Annotated in this window: 17 protein-coding genes; 12 read left to right on the top strand and 5 right to left on the bottom strand. The window is 70.7% G+C overall.

Annotation, left to right across the window (positions count from 1 at the left end):
• The coding region (locus tag ACWGIU_RS11535; RefSeq protein ID WP_453704672.1) for an RDD family protein at nucleotides 1-1008 on the top strand (1008 nt) is incomplete at its 5' end.
• A 98-nt stretch (nucleotides 1009-1106) separates the two neighbouring features.
• Entirely contained in the window at nucleotides 1107-1835 is a 729-nt protein-coding gene (locus ACWGIU_RS11530; protein WP_453704670.1) for an RDD family protein, read from the top strand.
• A gap of 65 nt (nucleotides 1836-1900) precedes the next feature.
• On the opposite strand, the gene ACWGIU_RS11525 is transcribed toward ACWGIU_RS11530, so the two are convergent.
• Nucleotides 1901-2206: a hypothetical protein gene (locus ACWGIU_RS11525; RefSeq protein ID WP_453704668.1), complete on the bottom strand. Its 306-nt coding sequence runs from the start codon at nucleotides 2204-2206 to the stop codon at nucleotides 1901-1903.
• A 474-nt stretch (nucleotides 2207-2680) separates the two neighbouring features.
• Here ACWGIU_RS11525 and ACWGIU_RS11520 point away from each other — a divergent pair, with 474 nt between their 5' ends.
• Complete coding sequence (locus ACWGIU_RS11520; protein WP_453704676.1) at nucleotides 2681-5035, top strand: immune inhibitor A domain-containing protein; 2355 nt, start codon at nucleotides 2681-2683, stop codon at nucleotides 5033-5035.
• 112 nt (nucleotides 5036-5147) lie between these two features.
• On the top strand, nucleotides 5148-5450 hold the full coding sequence (locus ACWGIU_RS11515; protein WP_453704674.1) for a hypothetical protein: 303 nt from the start codon (nucleotides 5148-5150) through the stop codon (nucleotides 5448-5450).
• A 22-nt stretch (nucleotides 5451-5472) separates the two neighbouring features.
• On the opposite strand, the gene ACWGIU_RS11510 is transcribed toward ACWGIU_RS11515, so the two are convergent.
• Complete coding sequence (locus tag ACWGIU_RS11510; protein ID WP_453704666.1) at nucleotides 5473-6078, bottom strand: isochorismatase family protein; 606 nt, start codon at nucleotides 6076-6078, stop codon at nucleotides 5473-5475.
• A gap of 163 nt (nucleotides 6079-6241) precedes the next feature.
• Nucleotides 6242-7570 (bottom strand): nicotinate phosphoribosyltransferase, encoded by a 1329-nt coding sequence (locus tag ACWGIU_RS11505; protein ID WP_453704664.1) that lies wholly within the window; start codon nucleotides 7568-7570, stop codon nucleotides 6242-6244.
• A 143-nt stretch (nucleotides 7571-7713) separates the two neighbouring features.
• Between ACWGIU_RS11505 and clpS the strand changes: the two genes are divergently transcribed.
• The 7 genes from clpS to ACWGIU_RS11470 all read left to right on the top strand — a co-directional run bounded on the left by clpS (nucleotide 7714) and on the right by ACWGIU_RS11470 (nucleotide 12460).
• On the top strand, nucleotides 7714-8028 hold the full coding sequence (gene clpS, locus ACWGIU_RS11500) for an ATP-dependent Clp protease adapter ClpS (protein ID WP_030010601.1): 315 nt from the start codon (nucleotides 7714-7716) through the stop codon (nucleotides 8026-8028).
• Complete coding sequence (locus ACWGIU_RS11495) at nucleotides 8028-8630, top strand: DUF2017 domain-containing protein (protein WP_453704662.1); 603 nt, start codon at nucleotides 8028-8030, stop codon at nucleotides 8628-8630. The genes clpS and ACWGIU_RS11495 overlap by 1 nt, the downstream gene beginning before the upstream one ends.
• A 318-nt stretch (nucleotides 8631-8948) precedes the next feature.
• A complete protein-coding gene (locus ACWGIU_RS11490) occupies nucleotides 8949-10388 on the top strand; it encodes an amino acid permease (RefSeq protein ID WP_453704660.1) in 1440 nt (479 codons plus the stop codon).
• A gap of 145 nt (nucleotides 10389-10533) precedes the next feature.
• Nucleotides 10534-10956, top strand: a complete 423-nt coding sequence (locus ACWGIU_RS11485; RefSeq protein WP_453704658.1) for a Mov34/MPN/PAD-1 family protein — start codon at nucleotides 10534-10536, stop codon at nucleotides 10954-10956.
• A gap of 77 nt (nucleotides 10957-11033) precedes the next feature.
• Complete coding sequence (locus ACWGIU_RS11480) at nucleotides 11034-11141, top strand: putative leader peptide (RefSeq protein WP_314252769.1); 108 nt, start codon at nucleotides 11034-11036, stop codon at nucleotides 11139-11141.
• Nucleotides 11142-11231: 90 nt separating this feature from the next.
• Entirely contained in the window at nucleotides 11232-11510 is a 279-nt protein-coding gene (locus ACWGIU_RS11475) for a MoaD/ThiS family protein (RefSeq protein WP_030390444.1), read from the top strand.
• Nucleotides 11510-12460 (top strand): PLP-dependent cysteine synthase family protein, encoded by a 951-nt coding sequence (locus ACWGIU_RS11470; protein ID WP_453704656.1) that lies wholly within the window; start codon nucleotides 11510-11512, stop codon nucleotides 12458-12460. The genes ACWGIU_RS11475 and ACWGIU_RS11470 overlap by 1 nt, the downstream gene beginning before the upstream one ends.
• Nucleotides 12461-12617: 157 nt before the next feature.
• On the opposite strand, the gene ACWGIU_RS11465 is transcribed toward ACWGIU_RS11470, so the two are convergent.
• Nucleotides 12618-12980, bottom strand: a complete 363-nt coding sequence (locus ACWGIU_RS11465; protein WP_453704654.1) for a DUF488 domain-containing protein — start codon at nucleotides 12978-12980, stop codon at nucleotides 12618-12620.
• Nucleotides 12977-13396, bottom strand: coding sequence for a hypothetical protein (locus ACWGIU_RS11460; RefSeq protein WP_453704652.1), 420 nt, complete (start codon nucleotides 13394-13396; stop codon nucleotides 12977-12979). Before ACWGIU_RS11460 ends, ACWGIU_RS11465 begins: the two co-directional genes overlap by 4 nt.
• Nucleotides 13397-13591: 195 nt before the next feature.
• On the opposite strand from ACWGIU_RS11460, the gene ACWGIU_RS11455 reads away from it, so the two are divergent.
• On the top strand, nucleotides 13592-14344 hold the full coding sequence (locus tag ACWGIU_RS11455) for an MBL fold metallo-hydrolase (RefSeq protein WP_453704650.1): 753 nt from the start codon (nucleotides 13592-13594) through the stop codon (nucleotides 14342-14344).
• Nucleotides 14345-14347 lie beyond the last annotated feature (3 nt).

Raw genomic sequence — 14347 nt, 5'->3', positions numbered from 1 at the left:
CGGTCGGCGGGCATCTCCCTGGCCCGTACGGCCGCCGCCGCGGCCGCGCCCGCCGCGCCCGCCGCGAGACTCCCCGAGCAGGCCTCCGCGGGGATCCTGTCGGTGCGGTCCCCGGCCGCCCAGGGCCCGGCCCCGACCCCGGCCTGGCCCGACGCCCCCGGAGCCGGCGGGTCCGGGCTCACCTCCTCCTGGCCGGAGGCGGTCGCCGCCGCGCCGCCCGCTCCCGCTCCCACTCCCACCCCGGCCCCCGCGCCCGCGCCCGCTCCCACCCCCGCTCCCGCGCCGTCCCGGCCGCGCCCCGCCGCGCCCGAAGCCCCGGCCGCCGACCGGCCCGAGGTGTGGTCGCCGCGCCCCGCCGGCGTGCGCCCGCGGATCGCGACACGGCCCGAGGCGCCCGCCCCGGCGGAGCCCCGGCCCGAGCCCCTGCCCCAGCCGCAGAGCAGCGTGCACGCCCCCGAGGAGGTCCGCCCGGGCGGCTCCGGCTCCCGCCCCGCGGGATCCCGTACGCCCCGGGAGGTGTTCGAGCAGATGGCCGAGCGGGCCGTGCGCCCCGCCGGACTGACGCGCCGGGCCGTGGCCCGCGCCCTGGACTCGCTCGTTCACACCACCGTCGCGCTGGCCGTGGCCGCGCTCCTCCTGCCCGAGGCCACCGCCCACGTCGAGGCCAAGGTGGACGCCGCCCGGGCGAGCGGCCGCACCACCACCGTCTGGCTTCTCGACGGGACCATCGCCGGCCACCTGGGCCTGGTCATCGGCGCCGTCCTCCTCTTCGGGATCCTCTACGAGGTGCTGCCCACGGCCCGTTGGGGCCGCACCCCGGGCAAGAAGCTGCTGGGCGTCCGGGTCCTTGACACCGCCACCCTGCGCCCGCCCACCTTCGGCGCGGCCCTGCGCCGCTGGCTGGTGTACGCCGTCCTGGGCCTCCCGGGCAGCCTCTGGTGCCTCGTGGACCGCCCGCGCCGCCAGGCCTGGCACGACAAGGCGGCCAGGACGTACGTGGCCCGCTGAGCCCGCCCGGAGCACCGGGCCGCCCGCCCGGGCCCGCCCTTCCCCCGAATGGACGCGGTCCCGTTGCGAGGGTGGCGGAGCCGGGTTCGACTCGGGCCATGAGTACCGACCAGCCGCCGGGCCAGCCGCCCGAGGACGACCCGTTCCTCAAGAAGCCCCAGGAACCGACGCCTCCGTCGGGTGGTTCGCCGTACGGCTCGCCGCCCCCCGGCAGCGGTGGTCCGCCGCCCCCGCCCGGCGGCCCGCCCGGCGGCGGGGGATACCCGCCCCCGCCGCCCCCCTACGGAGGCGGCGGGGACCCGTACGGCGGGAGCGGCGGCTACGGCATGCCCGATCCGCTCGCCGGGATGCCCCCGCTGGCCGACTTCGGCAAGCGGCTCCTCGCGCGCATCATCGACGTGGTGATCATCGCCATCCCGCTGGCCCTCATCCAGCTGGCCTTCGGCACGAACCGCTACCGGTACGACACCGACCAGGGCGAGGACATCAGCGAGGTCTTCAGCAGTGCCTACAGCGGCAGCGGCCTGATCATGACGCTGATCTCGATCGTCGCGTACGTCGGCTACGACTGGTGGTTCACCAGGAAGAACGGCCAGACGGTCGGCAAGAAGGCGATGCGCCTGCGCGTCGCGATGCTCAACGACGGCAGTGTGCCGAACTCCAACGCCTCCCTGTCGCGCGCCGCCGTGCTCTGGCTGCCGACCCTGATCTGCTGCGCCTGCCTGTGGCCGATCGCGCTCGTCGTCTCGATCCTGGTCGACAAGCCGTACAAGCAGGGCCTGCACGACAAGGTCGCCAAGACCGTGGTGGTCCAGGCCGCCACCTAGGACGCATCGCGACGCGGGCGGCTTCCCTCCGGGGAGGCCGCCCGCGCCGCGTCCGGCGTCAATCGTCAGTGGTGTACGGGGTGTTCGGCCGGCGCCGTCCGGGGCTCGGGCACCCTGGTGGCCCCTGTCGCGCTCTCCTGGGCCGCGGGGGCACCGGCCGCCCGGGAGGCACCCGTACGCGCCGCATGGCGGCCACGGCGCCGCGGGATGGGTACGGTGAGCGCGACGAGCAGACCCAGGGCGAGCGCGGCGGCGGAGATGACCGCGACGCCGAGCCCGGTGCTCGTCTGCGAGAGCAGCAGCATGGCGATCGTCGACACGACGACCGTGGCGGACCCGTACGCGAGCTGTGCGGCAGTCGGACGCGGCATGGCGATATCCGTCCTCGGTGAGGGGAGGGGGAGTCAGCTCGACCGGTTCGCACGTCAAGTGACCCTACGACGGGAGATGCCCGAGTCGGACCGCCGGTAAGCGTGACCTAACACACGGTGCCGGAGCACAGGGGGCGCACGGGATCATTTTCCGGGCGACGGCAGGGGGAGAAAGGGGGACGGGACGGACTGCCCGCGGGGTCGGGAAGGGGCCCTTCGCCCCGTATGGCTGTGGAACGTCCGGATAGCGGAACTCCCTGACCGCATAGTGCAGTTGTAAGGGTCAAGTCAAGGTCTGTCTTTTCTCGCTTCCCTCCGGTCAAATGTCGTCACTTGAGACGCGCGCCGCGCGGAACCCCCCGCTCCTATGGAGAAGTTCCGACCAACGTTGCGGCCGCGGGAGGGGAACGACATCAAGTGACGAGCAATTCCGCCAGACGGCGTGCGATACGCGCTGCCGCTGTCACCGTGACCATGGCCGCTTGTGCGACAAGCGCCACCTTCTTCACCGTTACCGCGGCTCAGGCCGAGGGCAAGGCTCCGGCCGCCCCCGCGGCCGACCGGCAGGACCCGACGGCGCCTTCCAAGGTCGTCGAGCACGACCTCAAGGGCCCGTTCAGCGACCAGCAGGCCAAGCAGCGTGCGGCCGCCCTGGACCAGGTCCTGACCGGCAAGAAGGGCGTCGAGCAGCGCGGCGCCTCCAAGGTCGTCAAGCTCGACGACAAGAAGTACGTCGAGCTCGGCCGCGAGAAGACCGACAAGATCTTCACGATCCTCGTCGAGTTCGGCGACCAGGTCGACAGCACGACCATGTACGACCCGGACGGCCCGGGCCCCAAGCCCGAGGCCCCCAAGTACGGCGGTACCCCCGGTCCGCTGCACAACACGATCGCCCAGCCGGACCGTGCCAAGGACAACAGCACCGCCTGGCGCAAGGACTTCAGCCGTGAGTACTTCCAGGACCTGTACTTCGCCACGGGTCAGGGCAAGGACTCGCTGAAGACCTACTACGAGAAGACCTCCTCGGGCCGTTACTCGGTCGAGGGCGAGGTCGCCGACTGGGTCAAGGTCCCGTACAACGAAGGCCGTTACGGCTCCAACTACTGCGGCCAGACCAACTGCTCCAACGTGTGGGACACCGTCAAGGACGGCGTCACCGCATGGTCGGAGGCCCAGAAGAAGGCCGGCAAGACCGACGCGCAGATCAAGGCGCAGCTGTCCCAGTACGACCAGTGGGACCGCTACGACTTCGACAACGACGGCAACTTCAACGAGCCCGACGGCTACATCGACCACTTCCAGATCGTCCACGCGGGCGAGGACGAGTCGGCCGGTGGCGGCGTTCAGGGCACGACCGCGCTGTGGGCGCACCGCTGGTACGCCTACGGCACCGCGGCGGGCAAGACCGGCCCGGACAACAACAAGGCCGGCGGTACCCAGATCGGCAGCACCGGCATCTGGGTCGGCGACTACACGATGCAGCCCGAGAACGGCGGCCTCGGTGTCTTCGCGCACGAGTACGGTCACGACCTCGGTCTGCCCGACCTCTACGACACCTCCGGTGGCGGCGACAACAGCGTCGGCTTCTGGTCCCTGATGTCGGCCGGTTCCTGGCTCGGCAAGGGCAAGGACTCCATCGGCGACCTCCCGGGCGACATGACCGCCTGGGACAAGCTCCAGCTGGGCTGGCTGAACTACGACACGGCCAAGGCCGCGACGAAGTCCACCCACAAGCTGGGTGTGTCGGCGTTCAACACCAAGGACAAGCAGGCGCTGGTCGTCGAGCTGCCGAAGAAGCAGGTCAAGACCGAGGTCGTCAAGCCGGCCGAGGGCTCCACCCAGTGGTGGAGCAACATGGGTGACGACCTCAAGAACACCCTGACCCGCTCGGTCGACCTGACCGGCAAGAAGTCCGCCGCCCTGTCCCTCAAGGGCTGGTGGGACATCGAGGCCGACTACGACTACCTCTACACCGAGGTGTCCACGGACGGCGGCGCCACCTGGACCGCGCTGGCCGGCACCGCCGACGGCACGGCCCTCCCGGCCGACGCCTCCGGCAGCCCGTCGCTCACCGGGGTCTCGGGTGCCTGGAAGTCGCTGAACTTCCCGCTCGACGCCTACGCGGGCAAGAAGGTCGACCTCCGCTTCCGCTACCAGACGGACGGCGGCGCGGGCGGCAAGGGCTTCACGGCCGATGCCATCTCGCTGACCGCGGACGGCTCCGCGCTGTTCACCGACGGCGCCGAGAACGGCGACAACGGCTGGACCGGCAAGGGCTTCTCGCGCATCGGCGCGGACTTCTCCAAGGAGTACGCGCAGCGCTACATCGCCGAGAACCGCCGCTACGTCTCGTACGACTCCACCCTCAAGGTGGGCCCGTACAACTTCGGCTTCGGCAACACCAAGCCGGACTGGGTCGAGCACTACCCGTACCAGGACGGTCTGCTCATCTGGCAGTGGGACACCAGCCAGAAGGACAACAACACCAGCGTCCACCCGGGCCAGGGTCTGATCCTCCCGATCGACGCCAACGCCAAGCCCATGAAGTGGGCGGACGGCACGCTGCTCCGCAACAAGATCCAGCCGTACGACGCCACCTTCAGCGCGTACTCGACGGATGCGTTCACCCTGCACAAGAACGGCGAGGAGCTGTTCCTCAAGCCGAAGCCCGCGAACCTCGTCTTCGACGACCACAAGGGCAAGTACTACTACGACGAGAACCCGACCGGATCGGTGAAGGTCACTGACACCAACACCAAGATCAAGATCCTGAAGGAGACCTACGACGGTGAGGTCATGACCATCGAGGTCGGCCCCTCCTCGAAGTAACTCGTTAAAGCCGCAGGTCAAAGCATGATCGGCCGTCGCCCTCTAGCGGGCGGCGGCCGTTCGCGTTTAGATGCCCGGTACGAGTTTCCTATTGACGGGGGAGATGACTGCGATGCCAGGCGGCGGTTTCGTGAGATTGCCGGGCGGCAGTGTGGTGGTTGCGCTCACACTGCCGAGGCCGTCCGGAGACGGTGGAAATGTCCGCGTGCTGGTGCACGCCGCGAACCGGGCCCGCGCCCTGACCAGGCTGCGGAACCTCGGAATGCGGGCGGTGTACCTGCGGGGCAACGCGCACCCGCCGACCCCGGACGAGGTGACGGCCGTCCTGCACCATCCGGACGGCCTGCTGTGGCGCGGCGCACCGGACCGCGCGCAGGAGCTCTGGCACCCCATCCGGGCCCTGCTGGGTACCTGAGGGCCGTCCCGTCGTCCCCGGCCTAGGCGGGCGCCTCGTCGGCCCGGCCGCCGACGAGCTTCACGCCGGCCGTACGGAGCTCGTCCAGGGCCCGTGCGGTCGTGTGCGGGGCCACGGCGGCGGTCAGGTCCAGCAGGACGCGGGCGGCGAAGCCGGCGCGGGAGGCGTCGAGGGCGGTGGCCTTCACGCAGTGATCGGTGGCGATCCCGACCACGTCCACCTCGGTGACGTGCCGGTCCCGCAGCCACCGGCCGAGTGTCGTCCCGTTCTCGTCGGTGCCCTCGAAACCGCTGTACGCGGCTTCGTACGCGCCCTTGTCGAAGACGGCGGCGACGGCTCCCGAGGCCACGGCCGGGGCGAAGTTCGGGTGGAAGCCCACACCCTCGGTCCCGGCCACGCAGTGGACGGGCCAGGAGGTCTCGTAGTCCGGCTCGGCCGGAGGGTGCGCGAAGTGCGACCCGGGGTCGACGTGGTGGTCGCGGGTGGCGACGACGTGCCGGTACGCGGGCGTGGCCTGGCCGATGTACTCGGTGACGGCGGCGGCGACGTCGGCTCCGCCGGTGACCGCGAGGCTGCCGCCCTCGCAGAAGTCGTTCTGTACGTCGACGACGATCAGTGCGCGGTGCATTTCGCGTGCCCTTCGGCTCGATGGTGTGCTGCGGCGGGCCCTGCGGGAGGCTCTTCCCCCACCCCGCCCCTTCCCGAAACTGGGGCTCCGCCCCGCGTTCGGCCCCGCCGGTGTCCGAGGCGCGGGGCCCGGGGCGGAGCGCCCCGGCAGCGGCCCCGCGGGGTCAGACGTACTCCGTGGGAATCACGGCCTCGCCGCGCGAGAGCTGGGTCGCGGACAGGGGCAGGCTCGCGCGGGCGGCGCGGTGGCGGTCCCGCGCGGCCTCCAGCGGCTCGCGGGCCACCACCTCGCCGGCCTTGACCAGCTGGGTCAGGAGCTGCTGGTCGGCCAGGGCGGCGGGGACGGGTCCCACGCCGATCACCTCCGCCTCCGCGACGCCGTCGGCGTCCTGGCGGCGGGCAGCCCACTTGCGGCCGCCGATGGAGGTCTTGCCGCCCGTCGACTTCTTGGCCACCGGGGCCAGGGCCGCCTTCGGGTCCGCCGACGTGGCCCGCGCCACGAGCTTGTAGACCATCGAGCACGTCGGGTGCCCGCTGCCGGTCACCAGCTGGGTGCCCACGCCGTACGCGTCCACCGGGGCCGCCGCCAGCGAGGCGATGGCGTACTCGTCGAGGTCCGAGGTGACCACGATCTTCGTCGAGGTCGCGCCCAGCTCGTCGAGCTGCTGCCGCACCCGGTGAGCCACCAGCAGCAGGTCTCCGGAGTCGATCCGGACCGCGCCCAGCTCGGTGCCCGCCACCTCGACGGCGGTACGGACGGCCTCGGCCACGTCGTAGGTGTCCACCAGCAGGGTGGTGCCCCGCCCCAGGGAGTCCACCTGCGCCGTGAAGGCGTCCCGCTCGCTGTCGTGGACCAGGGTGAAGGCGTGCGCGCTCGTGCCGACCGTCGGGATGCCGTACCGGAATCCGGCCGCCAGGTCCGAGGTCGAGGTGAAGCCGCCCACGTACGCGGCTCGTGACGCGGCGACGGCCGCCAGCTCGTGCGTGCGCCGGGCGCCCATCTCGATCAGCGGGCGTTCGCCCGCCGCCGAGGACATCCGGGAGGCGGCCGCGGCGATCGCCGAGTCGTGGTTCAGGATCGACAGGATCACGGTCTCCAGCAGCACGCACTCGGCGAAGCTGCCCTCCACCCGCAGGACGGGAGAGCCGGGGAAGTAGACCTCCCCCTCCTCGTAGCCCCAGATGTCGCCGGAGAAGCGGTACGAAGCCAGCCAGTCCAGCGTCCGCATGTCGACGACGGCCCGCTCGCGCAGGAATTCCAGCACCGCGCCGTCGAAGCGGAAGTTCTCCACCGCGTCCAGCACCCGGCCGGTTCCGGCGATCACGCCGTAGCGGCGGCCCTCGGGCAGCCGCCGGGTGAACACCTCGAAGACCGAGCGTCGGTCGGCGGTGCCGTTGGCCAGGGCGGCCTGCAGCATCGTGAGCTCGTAATGATCAGTGAAGAGCGCTGTCGACGGCACGTCCACCGGCAGGCCCAGGTCCGCAGGGTTCATGGCTGGGATGCTAGCGCACATTTCGTCAAAGTGACGAGATGTAGGTCGTGATAGTGGGACGAGCCCGTCGCCGGGCGCGGGGGCGGTGGGTTGCGGGGGTCGTCCGGCCCCTGTTTGGGCAGCAGCGGGGTCGAGGTGGCAGCATGGGACGAGTGAGTGTTGCTCCCGTTGAGATCGAACGCACCGAATCCGCCGAAGAGACCTTCGCGGTCCCCGAACCCGACGTCCCCTGGGTGACCCTGGTGCACAACGACCCGGTCAACCTCATGAGCTACGTGGCGTACGTGTTCCAGGCGTACTTCGGCTACTCGAAGGACGTGGCACACAAGTTGATGCTCGACGTCCATCACAAGGGGCGGGCGGTCGTGTCGAGCGGCACCCGCGAGGAAATGGAGCGCGACGTGCAGGCCATGCACGGCTACGGCCTGTGGGCGACCCTCTCGCAGGACCGCAACTGATGGGCGGCACCTTCGAGTCCCTGAAGGGCGGCGGCGCCGCGATCGCCCTCGACGAGATCGAGATCTCGATCCTGCGCTCCCTGGCCGTCCAGCTGCTGGAGCTGATCGGCCCCGGCGAGCCGGAGCCCGCCGAGGACGCCGACCCGCTCGCCGCGCTGTTCGCCGAGGGCCCCTCCGAGCCGCCGTCCGACCCGGCGCTGGCCCGGCTCTTCCCCGACGCCTACGGGGCCCCCGACGGGGCCGGCGACAAGGGCGTGGACCCCGAGGAGCTGGCGGCCCGCTCCGCGGAGTTCCGCCGCTTCACCGAGAACGACCTGCGCACCCGCAAGCGCGAGGACGCCCTGGCGCTCGTACGCAGCCTGGACGGGCTCGCCCGGGCCGGCGACGGGTCGGCGGTGCTGGAGCTGTCCGGCGAGCTGCCGCTGCGCTGGCTCGGCGCGCTCAACGACCTGCGCCTGACCATCGCGGCCCGTCTCGACATCACCGAGGACGACGAGAGCGCGACGCTCTTCCGGCTGCCGGACGAGGACCCGCGCAAGCCGATGGTGATGGCCTACCTCTGGCTCGGCGGCCTCCAGGAAACCTTGATCGAAACCCTCTGAGAATCCTCAAAGGGGAACACTGTTCGCTCAGCGGACGCTCAAATCCGGATAACGATCAGATCACCGCCATGCGGTGATCTGATCTATTTCTGCGCCTTTGGGGTGAATTTTTGATGCCCTGCGCCACATTTCTCCCCCTCGGACAGCCGTAAGCCCGTGATAAATCTTCACGACTGCCGAAGGGACGTCACCCATGTCCCCCGGCTGGCTTGGACCGGCTGACCGCCGGCGTGCAACTCCATCCGTATCCGGGGGGATCGAGGACCCGATCCGCAGCCAACGACGGCGCGGGTCGGCGTGGAGAAAGGCGCACCAGACATGACCTCTGTGCAGGTCGAGCAGCACGACAAGACGCCCGGCGAGGGCGGTTCGGGCGAAGGCGGCGAGGGTTACCACCGCACGCTCGGCGCCCGTCAGATCCAGATGATCGCGATCGGCGGGGCCATCGGCACCGGCCTGTTCCTGGGAGCGGGCAAGGCCATCTCCAAGGCCGGACCCAGCCTGATCCTGGCGTACGCCATCGCGGGCCTGGTCATCTTCTTCATCATGCGGGCCCTGGGCGAGCTGCTCATGTACCGCCCCGTCTCCGGTTCGTTCTCGGACTACGCCCGCGAGTTCCTGGGCCCGTTCTGGGGATACGTCACCGGCTGGACGTACTGGCTCTTCTGGGTGGTCACCGGCATCACCGAGGTCACCGCGGCCGCGCAGTACATGTCGTACTGGACCCACGACAGCTTCCCGCAGTGGGCCTACGCGCTGATCTTCACGGTCATCCTCTACGCCGCCAACCTGATCTCCGTGAAGCTCTTCGGTGAGCTGGAGTTCTGGTTCTCCATGGTCAAGGTCACCGCCATCGTCGGCATGATCCTGATCTGCGCCGGCATCCTCACCATCGGCTTCTCCGACGCGGCCGACACCGCCACCGTCTCCAACCTGTGGAACGACGGCGGCTTCTTCCCCAAGGGCATCGGCGGCACGCTGATGACCCTGCAGATCGTGATGTTCGCCTTCCTCGCGGTCGAGCTGGTCGGCGTCACCGCCGGCGAGTCCAAGGACCCCGAGAAGACCCTGCCCAAGGCCATCAACACCGTGCCGTGGCGCATCGCCGTCTTCTACGTCGGCGCGCTGATCATGATCCTGTCGGTCGTCCCGTGGACGCACTTCCAGCCGGGCGTCTCGCCCTTCGTCGCCGCCTTCGAGCGCATGGGCCTCGGCATCGGCGCCGCGATCGTCAACTTCGTCGTGCTGACCGCCGCGCTCTCCTCCTGCAACTCGGGCATGTACTCGACCGGCCGCATGCTGCGCGACCTCGCGATCAACGGCCAGGGCCCGAAGGTCTTCACCAAGCTCACCCGGAGCGGCACCCCGCTCATCGGCACCACCTTCTCCGCCGCGCTGATGCTGGTGGGCGTCTGGATCAACTACGTCGCCCCGGGCAAGGCCTTCGACTACGTCGTCTCCTTCGCCACCATCTCCGGCATGTGGGCCTGGATCATGATCCTGGTCTGCCAGATCCGCTACCGCGCCAAGGCCGACCGCGGCGAGCTGCCGCAGTCCGCGTTCCGCGCCCCCGGCGCCCCGTACACGAGCTGGTTCGCGCTGCTCTTCATCGGCATGGTCATCGTGATGATGGGCGCCGACAAGGACTCCCGCGTCTCGCTGTACTGCGCCCCTCTGTGGGGTCTGATCCTGGGCGTCTCCTACCTGGTCATGAAGTCCCGCGACCCGCGCGGCGCGGCCTTCACCAAGGCCTCGTAACACCCGGACCGCGTGATCCCCGGCCGCCTGCCGCGGCCGGGAACCACGCCCCGACGACGTTGTCTCCAGGGCGGCGAGTCCATCATGCGGGCCCTTCCGTACCACTCCTCGGTACGGAAGGGCCCGTCTGCTTATCCTGTCGCTCATGCTGACCCTCACCCAGGCCCTGTACGACCGGATCGTCGAGCACGCCCGCCAGGATCACCCCGACGAGGCGTGCGGTGTCGTGGCCGGCCCGGCGGGCACCGACCGCCCCGAGCGGTTCATCCCCATGCTCAACGCGGCCCGCTCGCCCACGTTCTACGAGTTCGACTCGAAGGATCTGCTGAAGCTCTACCGCGATCTGGACGACCGCGACGAGGAGCCGGTGATCGTCTACCACTCGCACACCGCGACCGAGGCCTACCCCTCGCGCACGGACGTCACGTACGCGAACGAGCCCGGCGCGCACTACGTGCTGGTCTCGACGGCGGACAAAGACGGTCTCGGGGAGTTCCAGTTCCGCTCGTACCGGATCGTCGACGGAGTGATCACCGAGGAAAAAGTGCAGGTCGTCGACGCCTACTGACCAGTATGCGAGCGGTGGAGGTCCACGATGCGGGATCACACTCCAAACGGGGGACCGGGAATCGTTAACATGACCGCATGGTTTCCCACGACGTGAGCATCGAGACGCCCGGCAGGCTGCTGCTCGTGGCGCGGCTGCACGTCGACCTGTGCCGCCTCGCCAGCGCCATCTGTCCTGCGCTCTGAGCACCGGAGCCCTTCCGCGCGGAGGGCCGACGAACCGCGCGCCGCACCCTTCCACGCTTCCCACGCACTCCCCGACGACTGGAGACAGCCATGGCCATCGAGGTCCGCATCCCCACCATCCTCCGCACCTACACCGAAGGCGAGAAGGCCGTCTCCGGTGACGGCGCGACCCTCGCCGACCTCTTCGCGGACCTGGAGACCCGTCACAAGGGCATCGAGGAACGCATTGTCGACGGCGGTCAGCTGCGCCGCTTCGTCAACGTCTACCTCAACGACGAGGACGTCCGCTTCCTCGACGGCATCTCCACCGCACTCAAGGACGGCGACAGCGTCACCATCCTCCCTGCCGTGGCCGGCGGATCGAAGTAATGCGCTACGACTCCCCGCTGGCCGCGGTCGGCAACACGCCGCTGGTCCGGCTGCCCCGGCTGTCGCCCTCGGACGACGTCCGCATCTGGGCGAAGCTGGAGGACCGCAACCCGACCGGCTCGATCAAGGACCGCCCCGCGCTCCACATGGTCGAGCAGGCCGAGAAGGCCGGCCGGCTCCGGCCCGGCTGCACCATCCTGGAGCCCACCTCGGGCAACACCGGCATCTCGCTGGCGATGGCGGCCAAGCTCAAGGGCTACCGCATCGTGTGCGTGATGCCGGAGAACACCAGCCAGGAGCGGCGTGACCTGCTGGCCATGTGGGGAGCCGAGATCATCTCGTCGCCGGCCGCCGGCGGCTCGAACACCGCGGTCCGGATGGCCAAGGAACTGGCCGCGGAGCACCCGGACTGGGTGATGCTCTACCAGTACGGCAACCCGGACAACGCGGGCGCGCACTACGCCACCACGGGCCCGGAGATCCTCGCGGACCTCCCCTCCATCACCCACTTCGTGGCGGGCCTGGGCACGACCGGCACCCTCATGGGCGTCGGCCGCTACCTGCGCGAACACGTGGCCGGCATCAAGATCGTCGCGGCCGAGCCGCGCTACGACGACCTGGTCTACGGACTGCGCAACCTGGACGAGGGCTTCGTCCCGGAGCTCTACGACGCCTCCGTGCTCACCACCCGCTTCTCGGTGGGCTCGGCGGACGCGGTGACCCGTACCCGAGAGCTCCTCCAGCAGGAGGGGATCTTCGCGGGCGTCTCGACGGGAGCAGCCCTGCACGCGGCGATCGGCGTCGGCCGCAAGGCAGTGGCCGCGGGCGAATCGGCGGACATCGTCTTCGTCGTGGCCGACGGCGGCTGGAAGTACCTCTCGACGGGCGTCTACACGGCCGCGACCACCGAGGAAGCCATCGAGGTCCTCCAGGGCCAGCTCTGGGCGTAGCCCCTGCGGGGTCGCCCACGGACCACCGGGCGCGGCGCCGTTTCCCGGGCTCTGCCCGGACCCGGTCCTCAAACGCCGGACGGGCTGACAAAACCAGCCTCGCCGGCGTTCGAGGCGCGGGGTCCGGGGCGGAACCCTGGGACACGGAGCCGCACGGTCAGTCCGACAGCCACTCCGCCAGGATCGCCGCGTGGCTGGAGGCCGGATCCTTGACGGCGGTCAGCAGCGTGATCGGACCCGCCGCCGCCAGGCTCCGCAGCCGCGCCAGCTCCGCCGCCGCCCCCGGCTCCGCCAGCTCCGCCTCGTACCGCCGCCGGAACTCCTGCGCCGAACCGCCGTCGTGGAACCACTTCCGCAGCTCCGTCGACGGCGTCACCGCCTTCGGCCACTCGTCCACCCCGGCCACCGCCTTCGCCAGCCCCCGCGGCCAGAGCCGGTCCACGAGGATCCGTACCCCGTCCGCCCCCGGCTCCGGCGGGTCGTACACCCGCCGCAGGCGGATCACCGGTTCCCGCGTCACCGCGCACCTCCCAGACCCTTGATCTCGTCCCACACCGCAGGGTCCAGCATCCCCAGCCGGGTCCGGAACTCCCACAGCGACACCTCCGCCGGCCGGTCCGCCTCCAGGAAGCCCGCCCGGCCCTGCCCCCCGACCGTCCCCGGCGGCAGCGGGATCACCCCGGCCCGCCGGTCGTCGTACTTCCCGGTGATCCACGCGACCCGCGCCCGGTGCCCCCGTACCGACCCCACCGCCAGGACCAGGCACGTACGGCCGTCGGCCAGGCACCACAGCTCGCCCGCCCGCGGCTGCGGCGGCGGACCGGCCCCGTGCGCCGGCGGGGACCGGCGGGGCAGCCCGAAACCGCCCCCGGCGACCAGCACCAGCAGCGCCACGGCCACCACCGCGGCCACCGCCGGCCACCAGGACGTGTCCATGCTTCGACCGTAGCCGGGCCGGAAAGGCCCGGCATGGCAACGCCCGTGCCCACCGTCGCTCCCCCGGGTGACAGCGCAGGTGATTCCCCCCACAACGGCCTGCCGCGGAGGAGCGACCGGACGTTTCGCGCCTTACGCTCGACGCACGCACGGCCCGCATTCCGTCCACGGACCGTCCTCGGAGGTTCACGCTCCATGAAGCTCACCGTCGTCGGCTGTTCGGGGTCGTTCCCGTCCGCGGAATCGGCCTGTTCGAGCTACCTCGTCGAGGCCGACGGCTTCCGGCTGCTCCTGGACATGGGCAACGGCGCCCTCGGAGAGCTGCAGCGCCACATCGGCCTCTACGACCTCGACGCGATCTTCCTGAGCCACCTGCACGCCGACCACTGCATCGACATGTGCGCGTACTTCGTCGCCCGCTACTACCGGCACGAGGGCGGCCGCTGCGGCACCATCCCCGTCTACGGGCCCGAGGGCACCGAGCGCCGGCTGACCACCGCCTACGACGACGTCCCCGACGAGCGCTCGATGAGCGAGGTCTTCGACTTCCGCACGCTGAAGTCCGGGACCTTCGAGATCGGCCCGCTGCAGATCCGCACCGAGCGGGTCTCCCACCCGGTCGAGGCGTACGGCATCCGCATCGAGCACGGCGGCCGCTCGCTCACCTACTCCGGGGACACCGGCACCTGCCCCGAGCTGGGCCTGCTCGCCGACGGCGCCGACCTCTTCCTGTGCGAGTCCTCCTTCACGCACGGCAAGGAGGACATCCCCGGTCTGCACCTGAACGGCCGTGAGGCGGGCGAGTACGCGAACGGCGGTGGCGTGGGCCGGCTCGTCCTCACCCACATCCCGCCGTGGACCGACCCCGCGCAGAACCTCGCCGACGCCCGCGCGGTCTACGACGGCCCGGTCGACCTGGCGTACCCGGGCACGGTCTACGAGGTCTGACCC

Source organism: Streptomyces sp. NPDC054840, from assembly GCF_053611065.1.
This window is presented reverse-complemented; position numbering and strand designations above follow the sequence as displayed.

What these genes read in the sequence shown, in the direction of transcription:
- ACWGIU_RS11530 (WP_453704670.1), top strand. Translation starts at nt 1,107, where the DNA reads ATGAGTACCGACCAGCCGCCGGGCCAGCCGCCCGAGGACGACCCGTTC.
- ACWGIU_RS11525 (WP_453704668.1), bottom strand. Translation starts at nt 2,206, where the DNA reads ATGCCGCGTCCGACTGCCGCACAGCTCGCGTACGGGTCCGCCACGGTC.
- ACWGIU_RS11520 (WP_453704676.1), top strand. Translation starts at nt 2,681, where the DNA reads ATGGCCGCTTGTGCGACAAGCGCCACCTTCTTCACCGTTACCGCGGCT.
- ACWGIU_RS11515 (WP_453704674.1), top strand. Translation starts at nt 5,148, where the DNA reads ATGCCAGGCGGCGGTTTCGTGAGATTGCCGGGCGGCAGTGTGGTGGTT.
- ACWGIU_RS11510 (WP_453704666.1), bottom strand. Translation starts at nt 6,078, where the DNA reads ATGCACCGCGCACTGATCGTCGTCGACGTACAGAACGACTTCTGCGAG.
- ACWGIU_RS11505 (WP_453704664.1), bottom strand. Translation starts at nt 7,570, where the DNA reads ATGAACCCTGCGGACCTGGGCCTGCCGGTGGACGTGCCGTCGACAGCG.
- clpS (WP_030010601.1), top strand. Translation starts at nt 7,714, where the DNA reads ATGGGACGAGTGAGTGTTGCTCCCGTTGAGATCGAACGCACCGAATCC.
- ACWGIU_RS11495 (WP_453704662.1), top strand. Translation starts at nt 8,028, where the DNA reads ATGGGCGGCACCTTCGAGTCCCTGAAGGGCGGCGGCGCCGCGATCGCC.
- ACWGIU_RS11490 (WP_453704660.1), top strand. Translation starts at nt 8,949, where the DNA reads ATGACCTCTGTGCAGGTCGAGCAGCACGACAAGACGCCCGGCGAGGGC.
- ACWGIU_RS11485 (WP_453704658.1), top strand. Translation starts at nt 10,534, where the DNA reads ATGCTGACCCTCACCCAGGCCCTGTACGACCGGATCGTCGAGCACGCC.
- ACWGIU_RS11480 (WP_314252769.1), top strand. Translation starts at nt 11,034, where the DNA reads ATGGTTTCCCACGACGTGAGCATCGAGACGCCCGGCAGGCTGCTGCTC.
- ACWGIU_RS11475 (WP_030390444.1), top strand. Translation starts at nt 11,232, where the DNA reads ATGGCCATCGAGGTCCGCATCCCCACCATCCTCCGCACCTACACCGAA.
- ACWGIU_RS11470 (WP_453704656.1), top strand. Translation starts at nt 11,510, where the DNA reads ATGCGCTACGACTCCCCGCTGGCCGCGGTCGGCAACACGCCGCTGGTC.
- ACWGIU_RS11460 (WP_453704652.1), bottom strand. Translation starts at nt 13,396, where the DNA reads ATGGACACGTCCTGGTGGCCGGCGGTGGCCGCGGTGGTGGCCGTGGCG.
- ACWGIU_RS11455 (WP_453704650.1), top strand. Translation starts at nt 13,592, where the DNA reads ATGAAGCTCACCGTCGTCGGCTGTTCGGGGTCGTTCCCGTCCGCGGAA.